This window comes from Streptomyces sp. NPDC002133 (genome assembly GCF_040296405.1).
In the GTDB taxonomy this organism is placed as follows: domain Bacteria; phylum Actinomycetota; class Actinomycetes; order Streptomycetales; family Streptomycetaceae; genus Streptomyces.
Window position 1 is genome coordinate 26151 of record NZ_JBEOXF010000022.1, and the last position, 18110, is coordinate 44260.

15 protein-coding genes are annotated in these 18110 nt (G+C 69.3%); 14 read left to right on the forward strand and 1 reads right to left on the reverse strand.

Annotation, left to right across the window (positions count from 1 at the left end):
- The first annotated feature begins 913 nt into the window (after positions 1–913).
- Positions 914–1270, forward strand: a complete 357-nt coding sequence (locus tag ABT078_RS21555) for a hypothetical protein (protein WP_351230054.1) — start codon at positions 914–916, stop codon at positions 1268–1270.
- A gap of 110 nt (positions 1271–1380) precedes the next feature.
- Here the strand turns inward: ABT078_RS21555 and ABT078_RS21560 are convergent, their stop codons facing one another.
- On the reverse strand, positions 1381–2730 hold the full coding sequence (locus ABT078_RS21560) for an NsdA family TPR-like regulatory protein (RefSeq protein WP_351230055.1): 1350 nt from the start codon (positions 2728–2730) through the stop codon (positions 1381–1383).
- A 143-nt stretch (positions 2731–2873) separates the two neighbouring features.
- Here ABT078_RS21560 and ABT078_RS21565 point away from each other — a divergent pair, with 143 nt between their 5' ends.
- The 13 genes from ABT078_RS21565 (at position 2874) to ABT078_RS21625 (ending at position 18095) form a co-directional block, all read left to right on the forward strand.
- Complete coding sequence (locus tag ABT078_RS21565) at positions 2874–3263, forward strand: DUF6415 family natural product biosynthesis protein (RefSeq protein WP_351230161.1); 390 nt, start codon at positions 2874–2876, stop codon at positions 3261–3263.
- Between the two features lie 183 nt (positions 3264–3446).
- A complete protein-coding gene (gene fxlA, locus ABT078_RS21570) occupies positions 3447–3629 on the forward strand; it encodes an FxLD family lanthipeptide (protein WP_351230057.1) in 183 nt (60 codons plus the stop codon).
- 72 nt (positions 3630–3701) lie between these two features.
- On the forward strand, positions 3702–6725 hold the full coding sequence (locus ABT078_RS21575; protein ID WP_351230059.1) for a lantibiotic dehydratase: 3024 nt from the start codon (positions 3702–3704) through the stop codon (positions 6723–6725).
- Complete coding sequence (locus ABT078_RS21580) at positions 6722–7879, forward strand: lanthionine synthetase C family protein (protein WP_351230061.1); 1158 nt, start codon at positions 6722–6724, stop codon at positions 7877–7879. Before ABT078_RS21575 ends, ABT078_RS21580 begins: the two co-directional genes overlap by 4 nt.
- A gap of 86 nt (positions 7880–7965) precedes the next feature.
- Positions 7966–9189: a methyltransferase, FxLD system gene (fxlM, locus tag ABT078_RS21585; RefSeq protein ID WP_351230063.1), complete on the forward strand. Its 1224-nt coding sequence runs from the start codon at positions 7966–7968 to the stop codon at positions 9187–9189.
- A gap of 1808 nt (positions 9190–10997) precedes the next feature.
- Complete coding sequence (locus ABT078_RS21590; RefSeq protein ID WP_351230065.1) at positions 10998–11540, forward strand: hypothetical protein; 543 nt, start codon at positions 10998–11000, stop codon at positions 11538–11540.
- A gap of 404 nt (positions 11541–11944) precedes the next feature.
- Positions 11945–12427, forward strand: a complete 483-nt coding sequence (locus tag ABT078_RS21595) for an ATP/GTP-binding protein (RefSeq protein ID WP_351230067.1) — start codon at positions 11945–11947, stop codon at positions 12425–12427.
- Between the two features lie 37 nt (positions 12428–12464).
- Positions 12465–13157, forward strand: a complete 693-nt coding sequence (locus ABT078_RS21600; protein ID WP_351230069.1) for an SAF domain-containing protein — start codon at positions 12465–12467, stop codon at positions 13155–13157.
- Complete coding sequence (locus tag ABT078_RS21605) at positions 13157–14029, forward strand: CpaE/TadZ family protein (RefSeq protein WP_351230071.1); 873 nt, start codon at positions 13157–13159, stop codon at positions 14027–14029. The genes ABT078_RS21600 and ABT078_RS21605 overlap by 1 nt, the downstream gene beginning before the upstream one ends.
- Positions 14022–15569, forward strand: coding sequence for a TadA family conjugal transfer-associated ATPase (locus ABT078_RS21610; protein ID WP_351230073.1), 1548 nt, complete (start codon positions 14022–14024; stop codon positions 15567–15569). Before ABT078_RS21605 ends, ABT078_RS21610 begins: the two co-directional genes overlap by 8 nt.
- Positions 15566–16294, forward strand: coding sequence for an ATPase, T2SS/T4P/T4SS family (locus ABT078_RS21615; RefSeq protein WP_351230075.1), 729 nt, complete (start codon positions 15566–15568; stop codon positions 16292–16294). Before ABT078_RS21610 ends, ABT078_RS21615 begins: the two co-directional genes overlap by 4 nt.
- Positions 16291–17205: a type II secretion system F family protein gene (locus ABT078_RS21620; protein ID WP_351230077.1), complete on the forward strand. Its 915-nt coding sequence runs from the start codon at positions 16291–16293 to the stop codon at positions 17203–17205. Before ABT078_RS21615 ends, ABT078_RS21620 begins: the two co-directional genes overlap by 4 nt.
- Before the next feature lie 5 nt (positions 17206–17210).
- A complete protein-coding gene (locus ABT078_RS21625) occupies positions 17211–18095 on the forward strand; it encodes a type II secretion system F family protein (protein WP_351230079.1) in 885 nt (294 codons plus the stop codon).
- Positions 18096–18110 lie beyond the last annotated feature (15 nt).

An 18110-nucleotide genomic window follows, 5' to 3' on the forward strand; every position in this document is an offset into this window, starting at 1 on the left:
AGCAGCAACCCCAACGCGAGGGCGCCTACACGGATTCTCCCCATCCCCCACCAACTCTCTTCTCGAATGAAGGCTGCACATCCTAGGGCTGCTGCTCCCCGCCGCAGGGGCGCGGCGGGGAGCAGCGGGCCGGCTCAAACCAGGGACACTGGCCCGAGATGTCGAACTCGCCGGTGGCCAGGTTCACGACCAGGTGCGCGCCGTCTGCCGGTGGCGCGGCACGGGAGTAGTCGGCCAGCAGGTTCGCGGGGAGCGGGCGTGCGGAGGCACCAACGCGCCGGGGTCCCGCTCCTATCGGCGCTCGATGCGGGCTGCGCACGGGCACGCGCCCGTCTGGGCTCCGACCCGAACTTTACGGAACAGACCGTTACCCCAGCCCAGTTGCCAGGGTGGGGCGCCGCCCCGCGCCGCGCTCCGCAACTTTCCCACGGACCTTGGGTGACGGCGGCTCCTTGGTGGGGGTAGCCAATCTGTTCCGTAAAGTTCCTAGAGTGGGGTCATGACCCGCTCGCTCGAGGCCCCCGACCTCACGCCACCCTGCGCTCATGGCTGTCCGGGGCATACGTACGACCCGACGGCCAGGAAGTCCGCGGCCGCGCCTGGGACGACGACACCCGCTACCGCCACGGCCTCCTCCTTGCCGGGATCGACGCCCCATCCGGCTGGGCCTACGACTGGTTCACCTACATCGGCGACCTCGTCTGGCACTTCGAGCCCCTACACATCCAAGGCTGGGCCGACCGCCTGACCATCTTCGACGGAACCCCCATAGCCGACTCCTCACGCGGCCGCGCCGTATCCGCAGTGCGCTCCTTCTACCGCCACGGCGACCGGCGTCGCCCCCGAGCCCGCCGAACCCTTCGACGCAGGCACCCCCTCACCCGCCCCCGGCGGACAGCCAGCCGACCAGGCCATGCCCGCCGAGCAGCCCACCCCAGCACCGGCAACACCCACTGGTGATACGGACAACGGCACCGTCGCCGCTGCTGACAGCGCAACAGCGTGGGCCCTCCCAGCGGGCGCGCTCGCCGTCGGCGCCGTCGCCACCCTCGCCTTCACACCCCTCCTCCGGCGACGCAGCACCGACACGTCCGCTACGCGGAACGCCCCACCGCTGTCGCCCATCCCCGAGGAGCAGCCGTACACCACGGCGGTGGCCGCTGCGCCGGGCCCGACGCCACCACACCGGTCCGTACCCACATACGCGCCCACCGTCGAACCAGCAGCGGACGACGGCCCGCCGCCGCTGCTGCCATGGCGCACCGACTGACCCCTGACAACGCGTATAGATCGCCCGCACCGAACGACTGGGGCCGCCCCTACGGCGCAAAGGTGCCCCAGGGGGTTTGCCGACAGCTTCCCCGGGGACACCGTTGTTGTTCACACCTTCAGCGCTGCGACTTCCCGGGCGCGGCCAGCCAGCTCTCGAACCGGTCGGGCTTTGGCGTGCCGCGACAGTTCCTGGCGCATCGTTGCAAAGTGGTCGTCGCCGCGGACGGAAGAGACGTGCTCGTACTCGTCGAGAAAGCGGGTCCACGAGTCGCACGAAGCGTCCAGGTGGCCGTGCCGCAACTGCCGCTGTGCCAAGACCGCGTACGCATGCACCCGGCCCTGACGTTCTTGAGCGGGCTGGAATCGGATCGACTGCTTCAGCGCCTTGATGCTGCCGGGCAGGTCGCCCTCTTCCATCAGCACGTGGGAGGTGTGGAAGAGGTAGGCGGTCTGGTCGTATCCGCCGATCGCGTCGCGCCGGTTGTCGGCCTTCGCCAGTGCCGTCTCCGCCTCGCGTAGCCGGGCGTGGGCTTGGTGCCGGTCGCCGACCATGGACGCGGCGTGCGCCTGCTGGCCGCGTAGGAAGGCCACCAGGCGCGGGCCGGCCGCCGGGGCGGCTTCGGCGGCTGAGTCCGCGAGCTCCAGGGACTTCCTGCCGTAGCCGAGGTTCGACGCCTGGAGCGACATGCCGCGCAGGGTGCGGCAGTAGGTCACGTGGTCCTGGGATTCGCCGGCGAGCTTCAGAGCCTTGACGTAGTAGCTCTGGCCGAGACCGTGGGCCTTCTCGTACATGGCCATCCAGCCGGTTAGGTACGTCAGGTCCGACGCGGCAGCGAGCATGTCAGCATGTACGCGTTCACTGGCCTGTGCGCGCATCCACGGGCCGACCGTGTTGACGAGGAACGCGGCCGCCATGGGGCGGGCGTGCCCGGCCCCGAACTCGTCGAGGATGTCCGCAATTCGCCCCGTCATGGAGCGCACCGACGCGACCTGAGACTCCCCGATCCGTGTGGTGGCCTTTCCCGGTGTGACCGGCTCGTCCGCGGCTCGAGCGGCCCCCTCGAACAAGGGCACGGTGAGCGCTGCGGAGAACAGTGTTGCGGCCAGTAGGCCGCGACGGGATGGGTCCATGTCCGCCCTTCCGAGGTCTATCAACTCCTCGACAGTGTCGGGTCGGGAAGACCCGTCGGCGGACAAGGCGGGCTCGAGTCCGGCCTCGGCGTGGGTAACCGGGCGACCGAGGCGCGCTGACAGCGCTTCGACGATCAGCGGCCTGACCTCGGGCCTTGGCGGTGTGCCGGCGATCCAGTGCGCAACGGCCGTGCGGTCGTACGTCAGGTGCAATCCGGCCTGCGGGCCGAGCCGGTTCACTTGCTGCGCGAGCTGCGTGCGGGTCCATCGTGCCTGGTCAAGCAACCCTGATAGGGCGGGATTGGGCGTGCGTTTCCTCGCGGCCATGTCCTCAACTCCCGACAACTTCCATGGCGTTCACGGTGTTCACGGTGCCACCTCTTCCCAACAGTACCCGCGGAGAGTGATCGAGCGGTTACCTCTTCGCGAGACACCGCACGATCTCAGCCTTGGAGAAACGGGTGACCACCATGACCGGCACAGACGCTGCGAAGGGCTCCGTGGAGCCTGCGGCATCCACTCCCGAAATGTGGCCGGTGGACGTGGTGGAGATGCGTAAGACCACCGCTCGGGTCCTGGCGCAAGACGCCGCCGCTCCCGCTGGCGAGAAGCTGCAGATGCTCACCTCCCTGTTCGAAGGCAACATTCAGTTGCTGGTCCCCGAGGTGCAGAAGGTAGCGGGCCGCCTGCCGGAGACGGACATCCCCAGGGCGTGCGCGCTCGCCTGCTGCGGGGAGGCGCGGGCTCGCCTCACCCCACGCGGTATCTCCAGCGACCCGGTCAAGCAGGCGGTGCGCCTCGCACGGTCGGTCAATGCCTTGCTGGACCACCTGCAGAACCTGAGCAGGCCCTCCGCATGAGTACCGCCGCCCGACCTGCCCTCGCTGTCGCTGAGTTCCCACAGCAGCTCATTCACCGGCCGAGGACCCAGGCTGGGGCGCGCTGACCCTCGCTTCCCCCTCAGCCCCGAGGACATGGCCTCGCGCCTGGACTCGGTTGCACCACCGCATGAGCACGCCCATCGATTCGACGAAGGAGTAGCCATGACTGCTGTCATGACCGAAGAGGCTGTCCAGTTGAAGATCACTGCTGCCGTGGTTGAGGACCCGTTCGCGCTGGACCTGGACGTAACCACGGACCTCGGTGGCCTCGCCATGCCGGCCGCATGTGGCACCGGTGACGGCTGCGCAGCTACCTGCTCGTCGTCCTGCGCCAGCGCGGTCTGAGACCCGCTTCCTGGAGGGCCGGGGCCTGCCCGGCCCTCCGTCTCAGTCTGTACGACGGAGGAGTTGTCGCGCATGAGCAGGAAGCTGTACAAGCACACGGGCACCGCTCTGCTGCGGGCCGCTGCCGCGTCGCGGAGTCATCTGCCCACGTGGTGGCCCGACCCGGCCGACGCCGACGGATGCCTAAAGTGGTTGGCACACGTCTGGTCCCGCCCGGACCTCGCTGGCCCGATCCGGCAGGCGAATCCCGCCCTGGACCTCAGCGTCGACGCGCTGCGCGCCGGGTCGGCGGCGCCCGGCAAGCAGCTGCGACGGGCCACGATGGCGACCGCGCGGTACCTGTTGCGCGCCACGGGCCGGCCCACTCCGTTCGGATTGTTCGCCGGCGTCGCTCCCGCCCGTCTGGGCCCGTCGGCCACCGTTCGCTGGGGAAGCGGGCACCGGGCCGTCGCGCGCGTCGACATGATGTGGCTCGGAGACGTCATCGGTCGGCTGGAGGCCTGCCCGGTACTGCTGGAGCGCCTGGACGTCGTGCTGAACAACCTTGCCGCTCGCCGGGGCGGGCGCCTGCAAGTCCCGCACGGAGGCCCGCACGGTGCCAGCATCCGGTACACCAGTGTGGTGCGGGCACTTCAGGACCGCGCTGCCGCTCCGATCCGGTTCGGCACCGTTGTCGACACGCTCACCGACACGTTTCCCGGCACGGACGCGGCGAGGGTCCGCGGCATGCTGACCGAGCTCGTGCAGCAGGGGTTCCTCCTGACGTGCCTTCGGGCTCCGATGACGGTCACCGACCCGCTCGGCCACCTCATTGAGCAACTGCACAAGGTTGAGGCGAGCACGGTCGAAGGCGCCGCGGCGGTCCTGCGGGATCTGGAAGCCGTCGCGGCCGCGGTGCGCTACCACAACGACACCCCGGGCCAGGGGCAGGCCCGGCCTCGCGAGGCCTTGACCCGGCAACTGCGCACGATGTCCGACGCCGGCCGGGCGCCGCTGGCCGTTGACCTGCTGCTCGATGCCACCGTCGAGATTCCCGTCAGCGTCGCCCGCGAGATGGAGGCCGCGGCCGGCGCCCTGCTCCGGCTGACCCGTCGCCCGGCCGGTCACGGTGTCTGGCACGACTACCAGACCGTCTTCTGGGAGCGGTACGGCACTGGCACGCTCGTGCCGCTGAGGGAAGTGCTGGACCCGGCCGCCGGCATCGGCTTCCCCGCCGAATACCCCGGCAGCACGATGGCCCCGCCCGCTCAACAGATGTCCCGGCGAGATGAGCGGCTGCTGGCGCTCGCCTGGCAGGCCGTGACTGACGGCAGTCGAGAGATTGTTCTCACCGACGACACGATCGACACCTTGATTGATGGACAGGCCCTCGCGCCCGAGCCGCCGCATGTGGAGATGTGCGGCCGCGTGCACGCCCCCAGCATCGAGGCGTTGAACCGGGGCGACTTCAACCTCACCGTCACCCCTGCACGCTCCGCAGGCACGCTCACCTCCCGCTTCACGCCCACTGCCAGCGGCTCCGGGCTGGCGGACGTCTACCGAACCGTTCCCGCGGGCACCGACAAGGCGATACGCGCGCAGTTGTCGTTCCCCCCTCTGTACCCGCACACAGAGAACGTCTGCCGCATCCCCGCCTACGTGGGGCACGTCATCCCGCTCGGCGAGCATCGCGGCCCGGACGAGGCGGTGATCGAGCTGGATGATCTCGCCGTCACCGCAACGCATGGACGGCTGTACCTGGTCAGCGTCTCCCGCCGCCGCGTCATCGAGCCGCAGGTCTTTCACGCGATGGCGTTGGAGAAGCAGCCGCCGCCCCTGGCCCGGTTCCTCGCCCACCTGCCGCGCGCCTTCACCGCGTCGTGGACCGGCTTCGACTGGGGCCCTGAAGCCCTCCGGCTCCCGTACCTGCCCAGGGTCCGATACCAGCGCACCATCCTCGCCCCCGCCCGCTGGTACCTCACCCGGACCGACCTGCCTACCACCGGAGACCCATCCGCGTGGCAGCAGGCCCTCGACCAGTGGCGCAAGCGCTGGGCCTGCCCGGACACGGTGGAGCTGCGCACTGACGACCGCACCCTGCCGCTCACACTCAGCGAGCCTCTACACGCCGCGATCCTCCGCGCCCATCTCGACCAGCGCGAGGAAGCCGCCCTCACCGAAGCAGCCCCCGACGACAGTCTCGGGTGGATTGGCCAGCACGTGCACGAGATTGCTCTGCCACTTGTCACCACCCGCCCGCCCACGCCAGATCCGCTGACCGGCCGCCCGCTACCGACGCTGGTCAACAGCGCCCTCGGGCACATGCCCGGCTCGCCGGACGCCCGATGGCTCTACGCGAAGATTTACACCCACCCCGAGCGGATCGACGAGATCATCACCGGCCACCTTCCCCGGCTCCTCGACGCCCTTCCTGGCGAGCCCGCCTGGTGGTTCCTGCGCTACCGCAGCCCGTACGAGACCGACCACCTCCGGCTGCGCCTTCGCATCCCGAGCACCGGCCAGTACGCCACCTTCGCGGCTGCCATCGCGCAATGGGCCGAGCAACTCCGCGGCGGATCCCTGGCCAGCCGCCTCGTCCTGGACACCTACAGCCCCGAGAGCGGCCGCTACGGGCAGGGCGCCGCACTGGAAGCGGCCGAAGCGGCCTTCGCCGCGGACTCCCTCACCGTCGCCGCCGGTCTGCGCCACGTCCCAGGCACCCTCGTGCACCCCACCGCCCTGGTCGCGCTGGGGATGGTGGACATCGCCCGCGGATTCCTCGGCGCGGACGCCGCCATGGACTGGCTCGCCAACCAACCCGCCCCGACCGCGGCCGCGGACCGCACCGTCGCCGACCAGGCCCTGCGCCTAGCCCAGCTCGACGCACCCCTGGACCTGCCCGGATGGAAGAGCGAAATCACCGACACCTGGACCCGTAGAACCGCTGCCCTGGCGCACTACCGCAGCCAGCTCCCTGACAGCGCCGACACGAGCGCCATCCTGGAGTCGCTGCTGCACATGCACCACAATCGCGCGCTCGGCCTGGACCGGCCCGGTGAGAAAGTCTGCCGCCACTTCGCCCGGCAGGCAGCCCGCGCCTGGCAGGCCCACCGATGACCGCCTCCGGCAGACAATGGGAGCAGTCGCTGTACTCCGGCGCGCCAGGCATCGCGCTGCTACACATCACCAACGCCCACGTGGGCCGGGGTGGGTGGGACACCGTTCACGAGTGGGTCACCGCCATGGTCCGCCACGAGGTAAACGCCGACCCGACCGTCTGTAGCCTGTTCGAGGGGGCGCCCGCCGTCGCCTTCGCCCTCCACATCGCGGACCGCCCGGCCTATGCGCCGGCACTCGCCTCGCTCGACGTGCACATCGCCAACGTCACCCGGCAACGGCTGCAAGCTGCACACAAGCGCATCGACCGTGGCGAGCTGCCGCGGCTGCGCGAGTTCGACATCATCAGCGGCCTGACGGGCCTCGGCGCCTACCACCTCGCTCGGCAGCAACCGCTGGTGCGAGATGTGGTGTCGTACCTGGTGCGACTGACGGCCCCGCTCCGCAGCCGTGGTGAGCTCCTGCCGGGCTGGTGGTCCGGGGACGGTCCCGAGCTCCATCCGAGCCCCACATGGCCGGGCGGACACGGCAACTTCGGCCTGGCCCACGGCATCACCGGCCCACTCGCCTTCCTGGCGACCTGCATGCGCCGCGGCGTCACCGTTCCCGGGCACGCCGACGCGATCCGCTACATCTGCGCGGCACTGGACCAGTGGCGCCACGGGGACGGAGAGGGAGCCTGGTGGCCGGAGACGATCTCCCGGGACGAGTGGAAAGCCCGCACCGTCCACCGGCACGGTCCCGGACGCCCGTCCTGGTGCTACGGCACCCCGGGAATCGCCCGCACCCAGCAACTCGCCGCACTGACCCTCGGCGACGAACCACGGCAGCGAACCGCCGAAGCAGCCTTGGCCGCATGCGTCACCGACGAGCAGCAGCTCGCCCAGCTCACCGACGCCTCCCTCTGCCACGGCTGGGCCGGCCTGATACGCACCCTTCAGCGTGCGGCCCACGACGCCGGGCCCGACAGTGCCCTCGCAGGTGCCCTGCCCATGCTGCGCGCCCGGATGCGCGACCACCTGAATCGTGCAGGGCCACCGGCCTCCGTGGGGCTGATGGAAGGCACCGAGGGCGTACACCTGGCGCAGCTCGACACGGCCGTCAACGCCATGCCCACCCCCCACTGGGACGCCTGCCTCCTCCTGGACGGCTGACCCGCCCAAGGACCACCACACATCAAGATCACATAGCTAGGCTCGTGCCCTTCTTCACCGACGGGCCCACTCGCGGAAGGAACCCCATGAACACCACCGCCAAGCCCTCGCCCGAGGTCCTGCGCGACCGGCTCATCGACGAGATTGTGCAGAACCGAGTAGCCGGGCTCTACGACCCGCGAGTGGAGGAGGCCATGCGGGCGGTACCCCGCCACGAGTTCCTCCCGGCCGTCAGCATCGAGACCGCGTATGCCAATGAGGCCGTGACCATCAAGGACAACCCAGCCGAGGACTCCCTGCCGTTCAGCTGCGCCTCGAAGCCCGACGTGGTGTTCTTCATGCTTGTCCAGCTCGAGCTCGGCCCAGGCGATCGGGTCTTCGAGATCGGCGCGGGCACCGGCGTGAACGCCGCCTACATGCGCTACCTAGTAGGCCCCACCGGACGCGTCATCACTGGCGACATCGACAGCGCGGTGACCGCGTACGCACGCAAGACGCTCGACGCCACCGGCTACGGCGACATCGAGGTACTCACCCGCGATGGCGCTCTCGGCGCGGAGGAACTCGCCCCCTTCGACCGCATCATCGCCACAGTCGGCGTCTGGGACCCCTCTCCCGCCATGCAGGAGCAGCTCACCCCCGAGGGCCGACTCGTCATCCCCCTTCGCTGGCGAGGACTGACACGCAGCGTCGCCTTCGCCCGACAGCCCGACCGGCTCCTGTCCGACTCCGTCAAGATGTGCGGCTTCCTGCCCATGATCGGCCAGGACGGAGAACACTCCGGCTACGTCAACGACGACCACCTGATCCGCCTGTTCTGGGACGACGACCAGCCCATCGACCCGTCGGCCCTGCGCACTGCCGTCTCCCAACCGGGAACTGTCGCCTGGACCGACACAACGGTCGGACCGGCCGAGTCCTTCGATGGGGTCTGGCTGCGCCTGTCCGCCACCGAGCAGACCACTTGCCGCATCACTGTGAAGCCTGCCGCTATCGACGTGGGGCTCCACCGTCCTGCGATTCCGGCTCTCAGCCCCGCTCTTGTCGAAGGCGACTCGATGGCGTACCTCACCCTCGAACGCATCACGACCGAGGAAGTTGCCGAGCCCCGCTTCCGGCTCGGCGCCGCTGGCTACGGCCCGGCTGGCGGCACGCTCGCAGAGCGGCTGTGTGCACAGATCCGGGCCTGGGGCAGTGCCCGGACTGCCGAGCCCGTGATCAGCCTGTTCCCGGCAGGTACCTCGGACGACCAACTTGCCGATGGCTCCCTTATCGAGAAGCCGTCCGCTCGCATGGTGATCACGTTCTGACGGACTGCTCTCTCTGCGAGGCCCCGACGTGCGTCGGGGCGTCAACGCGTCCGTGAGACCGAGAGCCCCAAGCGGAGCTGTGTAACAGATCAGGGTCGTTGACGTTCGGGAGTGAAGGGGGTTGCGCTTTACGTCAACCCCGCAGAGCTCCGGAGGAACGGTGGTGATCGAGACAGCCCTCCTCTCACCCGAGACCAGCCGCTCCCAGATGCAGGAGAGCCCGTTCTCCAGGCTTGAGCCAGAGATGACGTTCGTGGCTCCGGTTGAGACGCCTGTACCTGAGTAGAAGACCGCTCCACCAACGGAGCCGTCGGCCGCCGAGGAGGCGCCGGACCCTTTCCATGTGGTTGTGGCGGCAAGTACGAGCCTGCTTCGCCTGAGGCATGCTGTTACAGTAACGACCGGCGCAGCGCTGTGCGGTAAGGCCCGCGGCCGACAGGCGTGCACGTCCTCGACGTGTGGCCTGCCCTTGAACCCCGCCCCCGTCTACGCGGGCGCGAAAGCGCGACCATGGCGAGCAGTAGAGGGCGCCCGCTGCATGGCCCCGGTTCGGCCTACCCGGTTACAAGGTCCGGCCGGGGATCATGCATGTCCGTCGTCACCATTGCTGACGGGGACCTTCGGCCTGTTCCTCACCGGCACGGGCCTGCTGACCGCGCCGACGCGCTCCTATGGGCATGCAGCCCAACCTGCCGCTGAGGCCCCTCCTCGCCGCATCACCAGGTAAGCGGTTCAACTCCCATTGACATGTGCCAGGTTCACCACACAATCCACTGGACTTCCCGTAAGTAAACATTCTATGTTTGCTGCTGCGGTGGATCATCTCGCCAGATCGCAGCAGCTTTCTGTCAACGGGGGCAGTTCATGCCTGAAACGCGAGGACGGCTTCGCAAAGGGGAAAACAGTCGTGAACGGTGCGCTGCAAACGCCACTCAGCTGCGTTCGCAGCGATTTGATCGCTGGGCACGACGGAGCCGCGCCCACCACGGCTCCGCCCGTCACCTGGCCGTCCCGCACTCAGCGCGTCCGCCGACACGGCACCCTCATCCGCCTGAGCGGATGGTTCACCGCCGAGGACCTCGCCGCTGTCAGAGCTTCCCTGTCCGGGCGGCAGGTGACCCGTGACGACGTAACCATCACCGTCTGGCCCGCCGGTGCCCGCCAGATCACCACGCACCACAACGGGTTGGTCATCCTGCACGGTGCCTTCGACATCTGGTCCGCCACCGCCGTACGGGCGGCCCACCCGAACCAGTTTGTCACCTCGATGGCCACGTCATCACGATCTGGCCCGCCGCCGTCGAGCCCACCCGGCTGCAGCCGTAAGGAGTCCCGCATGAACACCACCACGTCCCGGACCAGCAGGCACAAAGGGGGTGCTCGCCGTCGCGCCGCCGTCCTCACCCTCACCGGCACTGCGGCATGCACTCCCACCGGCAACAAGGCCCCCCGTCGGCCCGTCGGCTCCCGCCGACAATTCCGCCCAGCAGCAGTGCGGCGCTGCTGCCAGCAGCGCGGACCAGGGCAGACGGAAATGCCCGCGCCCGCTTCCGCCCAGCCGGACCAGGCAGGTTCTGAGCCCGTCATGCGGGCCCTGAACTGTCCTAACTAGCTGTGTTGTTGGATCATCTATGCGTAACGTACGTGAACAGACCAGCCAGCTGGGGCGGTTGGGGTCGGCGACAACGCCGTCCAACCGCTGCAGGGCGACAGGTGCCGTCAAAGACACACGGGGAGGCGCAGTGCCACTGCGAGCACGATCAGGTCGAGCACCACTTCGCGAGCGGAATGGCACGAGGTCCGCGGCTGTGCTCTTCGTGGCCTGCGCCACGATGGCCACATCTGCCTGTAGCACTCACGAGTCGAAGGACACCGACCCCAAGGGGTCCCCGACACCGCCCGCGATTCAGTCGACCAAACCGGCGGACCCGACCGAGTCCGCCAAAAAGGAAGCGATTGAAACGTACCGCGACTACTGGAAGGAGATGGAGAAGACCTTTGCGAGCGGTACGTCACAAGGCACAGGCCTGCGGAAGTATGCCGCCGGGACCGCGCTGTTCGTCGCCGAGGACGCTGCGAAGAAGAGGCACTCGAAGGGTCAGATGATGACCGGCAGCGTCACCGTCGACAACTCCACAGTCACGAAGATCGACATGGAGCGCAAGGTACCCAGCGCTACGCTCTCTAGCTGCTTAGACATCACCCGCTGGAACGTCGTCGAGCGGTCGAACAACAAACCAGTACCGCTTCCGTCAGACCGCCTGACCAGGTACGTCATCGCGTCGACCATCGAGAAGTGGCCCGACGGATGGAAGGTCATCAAGGACGACCCGCAGGTCAAGCCATGCTGAGAACTCGGCCAACCGTGCTGACCCTGCTTGCCGCGGCGACACTGACGATTCCTTCCCCCGCCCTCGCAGCGCCCGCAGCCAGTCCTGGCTGCGACGACCCGTTCGTCTGCGTGGGGGCCGAAACGCCCGGCAAACCACCCAGCGAGCGGCCCGGCAGCACGGGCGGCGGAACCGGCGATGCCGGGGGCGGCGGAGGTGGCAAGGCGAAGCCGCCTGAGTGCACACCTCCGCAGAAGCTCGACCCTCAACCACCCGCTGGCAGTGAGTTCTGGCAAGGGCACGACCCTGCCGACGGTGGCGCCGTTTATGTACGGACCTGCCGCTACTTCATGGAAGACGGCGCCTCCACAGTGATCACCGAGACGCTTTACGGAGGCCCTGGCGGACCCCCAGCTGCCCCGGTCGTGGATCCCGCGCAGCTCGCTCAGCAGGCAGCCGACAAGATGCGCCTGCGCGCACCGGAGATCGGCATCACGCCGAAGCCGGGTGGCAAGGGCGTCGTCGGCATGCCCGTCTACATGTGGACCGAGACCGGCCCAGAGACGTACGGCCCGAACACCGCCAGCGCATCCGCTGGGGCCGTCACCGTGACCGCGACTGCAAAGGTCAGCAAGATCGTGTGGCAGATGGGGGACGGGAAGACCGTCACCTGCACCACGCCGGGTACCCCCTACGAGCCGGAGTACGGCAAGAAGCCGTCACCGGACTGCGGCCACCGCTACGAGGTCCCGTCCTCGACGCAGCCGTCCGGGAAGTTCCACGTGACAGCGACGTCCACCTGGACGATCGACTGGCAGGTGGCCGGGGGCGGCCAGACAGGCCAGCTCACCGAGATCCGCGACAGCGACGTGGACATCACAGTCGTCGAGGTTCAGGTCCTCAACTAGTACGCCCCGCCGAAGAACTCGAGAGGCACTTCACCGCATGGAATCCCCCGCTGCCGCGCCGTCGGTGCCACGCCCTGCCGCCCCGGCCCGCCCCGAGGTCCCCATCACCACCACGGCTCCAGTCAAGCGGGAACGCCGCTGGTCGGTCGCCGCACTGTGCATCGTCCTGGCCGTGCTGGCCAGCCTGGGCGCGGCCGCCGCCGTCACGTCCGCCAGTGACCGTGTCCAGGTCCTGGCGATCGCCCGCGATGTGCCGGCCGGGCAGGCCCTGACCGACGCTGACCTGATCGTGGCCGAGGTCTCCACCGATACCGCGCTGACACCGGTGCCCGCTGCTCAGAAGGCGTCGATGCTGGGCAAGCGGCCCGCGGTCGATCTGCGCAAGGGCGGCCTGCTCACCACCTCGCAGCTCGCTGCCGGCACGGGCCTTGGCGACGACAAGCAGCAGGTCGGCGTCCAGGTCAAGCGCGGCCAGGCCCCGGCCGGCACCCTCGCCCCCGGCGACCAGGTCCTCGCCGTCACCACCCCCGCCCAGGGCGAGCAGCAGAGCAGCAAGGACGCCGAGGCGCCGCCGTCGACCATCAGCGGCGTCGTCGTAACGGTCTCCCGGCCGGACGCCTCCGGCACAGTCGTCGTCAACCTCGCCGTCGCGACCACCGACGGCCCGCTCCTGGCGACCCGCGCCGCCCAGGGCCGTATCGCCCTCGTTCGTGAACCGCGGAGCAACTGATGCCAGTGACTGCGCTCCTCTCCGCCAAGTCCTCTGGCGTCACGGCCTCCGCCCTCGCGCTGACCCTGGCCTCGAAGCGGCCGTCGCTGCTCGCCGAGTGTGACCCTGCCGGCGGAACGATACGGGCTGGCTTCCTGCAAGGACACGTCACCGCCGGGTACGGGCTGTACCACCTCGCTGCGGCCGAGCGGACCAGCTCCGTAGCCCTGGCCAATGCCTTCGCCAACCATCTGTGGTCAATGGACGCTGCCGGACATCGCAAGCTGCTGCCCGGCCTGACCGACCCGGCCCAGGCCGCCGCACTCAGCCGCACCTGGCCTGCCCTGTCGGAGGTCATGCACGTGCTGGCGGATGAGGCCGGATACGACGTCGTCATCGACGCCGGCCGACTCGCTCTTGAAGCAGGGCACCTGCACCCCACGCTCACCCCGGCCCCCCTGATTCATCAGGCCGACCTCGTCCTGCTGGTGGTCCGCGGTACGGACCAGTCCCTCGCCCTGACCAAGCATGTGATCAACCCGCTGCGCACCGAGCTTGCTGAGCTCGGAACCGGAGCTGATGCGCTCGGACTGCTGCTCATCGAGGAAGGCCCCTACCGCGCCCATCAGGTCACCGACGTGCTGAAGACGCCGGTCCTGGCGGCCCTGCCCTTCGACTCGGACACCGCGAACTACCTGACAAACGGAGGGCGGCCGCCGCGCGGCTACAACCGAAGCCCACTTTTGCGACATGCCCGCACGGCCATGGAGCAGTTCGAGGCCGCGGCGTCCCGCCGCAGCATCCAGCAGCAGTACCCGCCGCGGCCGGCCAACCCGCAGCTGGCCGGCGTCCTGCAGCGGCTGACGGATAGCCAGGGAGGGATGCGTGGCTGACATCCAGCATCGACCAGGAGTCAACGGGCACCCGGCGCCGATGGGCCGCGAGGATATCGCCGGACTCCTCGCCGGCAGGATCGGCCAGCGCCGTCCGGCAGAGCCGCTGCGGCCCTCCGCTCCGATGCCGTCAGCGCCCGCGCCCGCGAATCCGGCAGCTGTGCCGCGGCTGGCCGGTCTGCCCGGTGAGCTCCCAGTCGGCTGGGAAGTCATCGAGGAGCTTCAGGCCCAGGTGTCCAAGCAGCTCAGCGCCCAGGACCCCGACAAGCTGCTCGAAGAAGACGACCGCCGGGCAATGGCGAAGTCCCTGGTGCGCAACGTCGTCGCCGACTGGGCCGCCAAGTACGCCCAAGGCAACACTCCGCTGACTGCCGAGCAGGAAGCCGCGATCGGCACCGCGGTGTTCGACTCCATGTATCGCGGCGGCCGCCTGCAATCCCTACTGGACCAGGACGGCGTCGAGGACGTCATGGTCGACGGCCTGCGCGCACACGTCGAGTACCACGACAAGCCGCGCCGCACGATCGACCGGGTCGCCGACAGCCACGAAGAGCTGATCACCTGGGTCAACCGGATGGCACGCCTGTCCGGTCACGGCGAGCGGGCACTTACCCAGGCCACGCCCATGGTCGGCTTCCGTATGCCCGACGGCTCCCGCGTCACCTCTTCGCTCCTGACGTCCCGCCCGTCGGTCGTGATCCGCAAGCACCGTATCCGCCAGCACGGCATCGCCGAGCTGGTGCAGTGGGGCTCCATCAACCCGCTCCTGGAACGGTTCCTGGTCGCCTGCGTCCACGCCAGGAAGAACATCCTCGTCGTCGGCGACATGGGCGCCGGCAAGACGTCACTGCTCCGCGCGCTCGGCCGGGAGATCCCGCCGGCTGAGCGCCTGGTGACGCTCGAGTCGGACCGCGAGCTTTACCTGGACGAACCCGGCCCCAAGCCCGGACCAGTGACGTTTGCGTTCGAAGCCCGGCAGTCCAACGGCGAGGTCCGCGGCGGCGAGCGCGCCGGCGAGGTCACCATCGCCGACATGTTCGTCACGGCGCTGCGCTACAACGCGAACCGAGTGATCGTCGGAGAGGTCCGCTCCACCGAGATCGTGCCGATGCTGCAGGCCATGTCCGCCGGTGGCTCCGGCAGTATGTGCACCCTGCACGTCCGTCGGCCGCACGCCATCATCAGCCGCCTCGTGCAGTTGTGCACTGAGGCCGGGATGGCGACCGAAGCCGCCCACCATCTGATCGCCTCCTCCATCGACGTCGTCGTCTACCTCACCTACCTGGACGAGACCGCGATCGGCGGCCGCAAGCACCGGTTCGTCTCCCACATCTACGAAGTCCACGACGTCGTCGGCGAAGGCGGCCGCCCCACCACCACCGAGCTGTTCGCCCCCCAAGGCGGCGAGATCCGCGGCGCCTACAAGAACATGCCCTCATTCATCGACGAGCTCGAACGCACCGGTCTGTTTGACCGGCAGTGGCTCACCGGAAACCTCGGCGGCTGGCCCCAGCCCTTGCAGACAGTGAGCGCACGATGAACCTCCCCGACCTGAAGCAGCTGACCGAGCGAGGGCTCATCAACCCGGTCGTGGCCCAGCTCCTCAACGCCTCCGTACACAGCGGCATGAACCTAGTGATCTCAGGGCGCTCCGGCACCGGCCGTACGACCCTGCTGAGAGCCCTCGGACGCGCCGTGCCGGCACACAACCGGATCGTCACCCTGGAGGTCGCCCCCCAGCTGAACCTCGCCGGCCCGGGCCGTCAGGTCATCGAGATGACCGGCCCAAGCGCCACCGATCTAATGCCCATCGCCCTGCGCCACAACGTCCACCGCATCCTGGTGGACGAGTCCGGCCCCGACAGCGCGGTCCCGCTGCTGCAGGCCATGGCATCGGGAGACGCCGGCTCGATGTGCACGCTCACCGCCACGAACCCCCGCGATGCCCTGAACCAGCTCATCGACCATTGCGCCGCCGAGATCGGCAACCCCGAGGCGGCCACCTATCTAGTAGGGCAGGCCATCGACCTGATCATCCAGCTCGAGAGCCACGGCAGACCGGGAGATGAACGCCGCTTCGTCTCCCACATCAGCGAGGCCCACCCCCGCGAGGACAGCATCACCCTGCAACAGGTGTTCGCGCCCGTACCCGGGCAGCCCCGCGCCGTCTTTCAGAACCGGCCCGCCCGCATCCAGGACCTCGAGCACGCCAGCTTCGACCACACCTGGCTCACCGACGCGACCCGCACCTGGGGGCACCGGTGAACACATCCCAGCTCGCTCTCGTCGCAGCCTGCTGCGCCGTGCTCGCACTACTCGCGGTCGTCGCAGCGGTCCGCGAGATCCGCGGCCGCGTGCCCGACCCCATCAAACCCACATCGCGCCTGGCCGGCCGCATCCAGCGCGCGAAGGCCGAGCTGCCCGAGAACTGGCAGCACCGCTGGCGCCACCTCGTCACCACTGCCGGCGTGGCCGCCCTAGTGGTGTGGGCATGGACCGGCTGGCCCGTCCACGGCCTGCTCGCCGGCGCCGCCGTCCTGGGCCTGCCGTTCATCCTCACCCCCGGAACCGCCGCCAAACTCCGCATCGAGCGCCTCGAAGCCCTCGGGCAATGGCTCAACCACCTGGCCGGCGTGCACACCGCCGGTATCAGCCTCGCCCAGACCATCCGCGCCTCCGCGAAGGCCGCGCCCGGCCCGATCGCGCCGAACGTACGGGCCTTGGCCGAGCGGCTGCGCTCCGGCATGGACGCCCACCACGCCTTCGCCCACTTCGCGGACGAGCTCGCCGACGGCGTATCCGACCATGTCGTGCTGCTCTTCCAGTCCCACGCCGTCTACAAGGGCCCCGGCCTGTCCGACGCCCTCGAAGCCCTCGCCGTGACCATCCACCAGCAGGCCGCCGACGCCCGCGACGTGGAGGCCGACCGCGCCTCCGTCCGCAAGTCCTCGCGCATGGTCTCCATGGTCATCAGCATCGTCGTGATCGGCTGCATGCTCAACGACGCCTGGAGCGGCTGGTACCAATCCCCGCTCGGTCAGATCGTGCTCGCCGCCATTGGCGGGGCCTTCGCCTGGACGCTGAACATGCTGCGCCGCATCGCCCGTACCGAGCCCGATCCGCGCCTGCTGGACCCCCTGCCCGCCACCGAGCTCACCATCGGAGGGCCTCGATGATCCCCATGGAGGCCGTCCTGCCCGCGGCCGCCGCCGGCGCGCTGATCGGACTTGCCGTACGCGCCGCGTGGCCCGCCAAGCCCGACCTCGCCTCAGCCCTCGATCGGCTCGACGCGGGCAAGGTCAGCGCCCTCTTGCCGTCTGCGGCGCCGTCCTTGACCGGGTCGCTCCCGGAGCGTGTCGGCAACCGGCTGATCGCCGAACTCGGCGGCCGCATCACCCTGCCGCTCAAAGACCTGAACCTGCTGCGCATCAGCCCCGCGGAGCATCTCGGCAAGCGAGTCCTGTTCGCGCTGTACGGGCTGCTGCTCCCGCAACTGGTCCAGGCCCTGCTTGCGCTCGCCGGTGTGGCCTTCCCCTACGCGGTGCCGGCACTGATTTCGCTCGGGCTTGGCGGGCTGTTCTGGTTCTGGCCCGGCAAGGAAGTCGCCCGGGACGCGGCCGAAGCCCGCCTGATCGTCCGGCACGCCGCCGCCTCCTACCTGGAGCGGGTGGCACTGGCCAGGATCGCCAACTCGGGCGCAGCCCAAGCCCTGACCCAAACCGCTGAAGTCGGCGACGGCTGGATCTTCGCGAGGATGCGGCAAACCTTCCACCAGGCCGATCTCGCCGGCGTCACCGTCTGGGACGCGCTCAAGCAGCTCGGCAACGAGCTCGACATCCCCGAACTCACACGACCCGCCGACACCCTGGCGTTGGCCGGCGACGGCGCCGCCGTCTACGCCACCCTGCAGGCCCAGGCCAGGCAGCTGCGCATCGCGCTCCTCAGCGACGCCAAGGCGCAAGCCAACGCGGCGTCTGCCGCCATGGTCCTGCCCGTCACATTCGGCGTCATCCTCATGTTGATCTTCGTCATGATCCCGATCACCATCACCATCCTCAGCAGCTGAACCACAAAGGAGAAA

Bases quoted from the DNA above. Each gene is read 5' to 3' on its own strand.
- ABT078_RS21555 (WP_351230054.1), top strand. From the start codon at position 914: ATGCCCGCCGAGCAGCCCACCCCAGCACCGGCAACACCCACTGGTGAT.
- ABT078_RS21560 (WP_351230055.1), bottom strand. From the start codon at position 2,730: ATGGCCGCGAGGAAACGCACGCCCAATCCCGCCCTATCAGGGTTGCTT.
- ABT078_RS21565 (WP_351230161.1), top strand. From the start codon at position 2,874: ATGACCGGCACAGACGCTGCGAAGGGCTCCGTGGAGCCTGCGGCATCC.
- fxlA (WP_351230057.1), top strand. From the start codon at position 3,447: ATGACTGCTGTCATGACCGAAGAGGCTGTCCAGTTGAAGATCACTGCT.
- ABT078_RS21575 (WP_351230059.1), top strand. From the start codon at position 3,702: ATGAGCAGGAAGCTGTACAAGCACACGGGCACCGCTCTGCTGCGGGCC.
- ABT078_RS21580 (WP_351230061.1), top strand. From the start codon at position 6,722: ATGACCGCCTCCGGCAGACAATGGGAGCAGTCGCTGTACTCCGGCGCG.
- fxlM (WP_351230063.1), top strand. From the start codon at position 7,966: ATGAACACCACCGCCAAGCCCTCGCCCGAGGTCCTGCGCGACCGGCTC.
- ABT078_RS21600 (WP_351230069.1), top strand. From the start codon at position 12,465: ATGGAATCCCCCGCTGCCGCGCCGTCGGTGCCACGCCCTGCCGCCCCG.
- ABT078_RS21605 (WP_351230071.1), top strand. From the start codon at position 13,157: ATGCCAGTGACTGCGCTCCTCTCCGCCAAGTCCTCTGGCGTCACGGCC.
- ABT078_RS21615 (WP_351230075.1), top strand. From the start codon at position 15,566: ATGAACCTCCCCGACCTGAAGCAGCTGACCGAGCGAGGGCTCATCAAC.
- ABT078_RS21625 (WP_351230079.1), top strand. From the start codon at position 17,211: ATGGAGGCCGTCCTGCCCGCGGCCGCCGCCGGCGCGCTGATCGGACTT.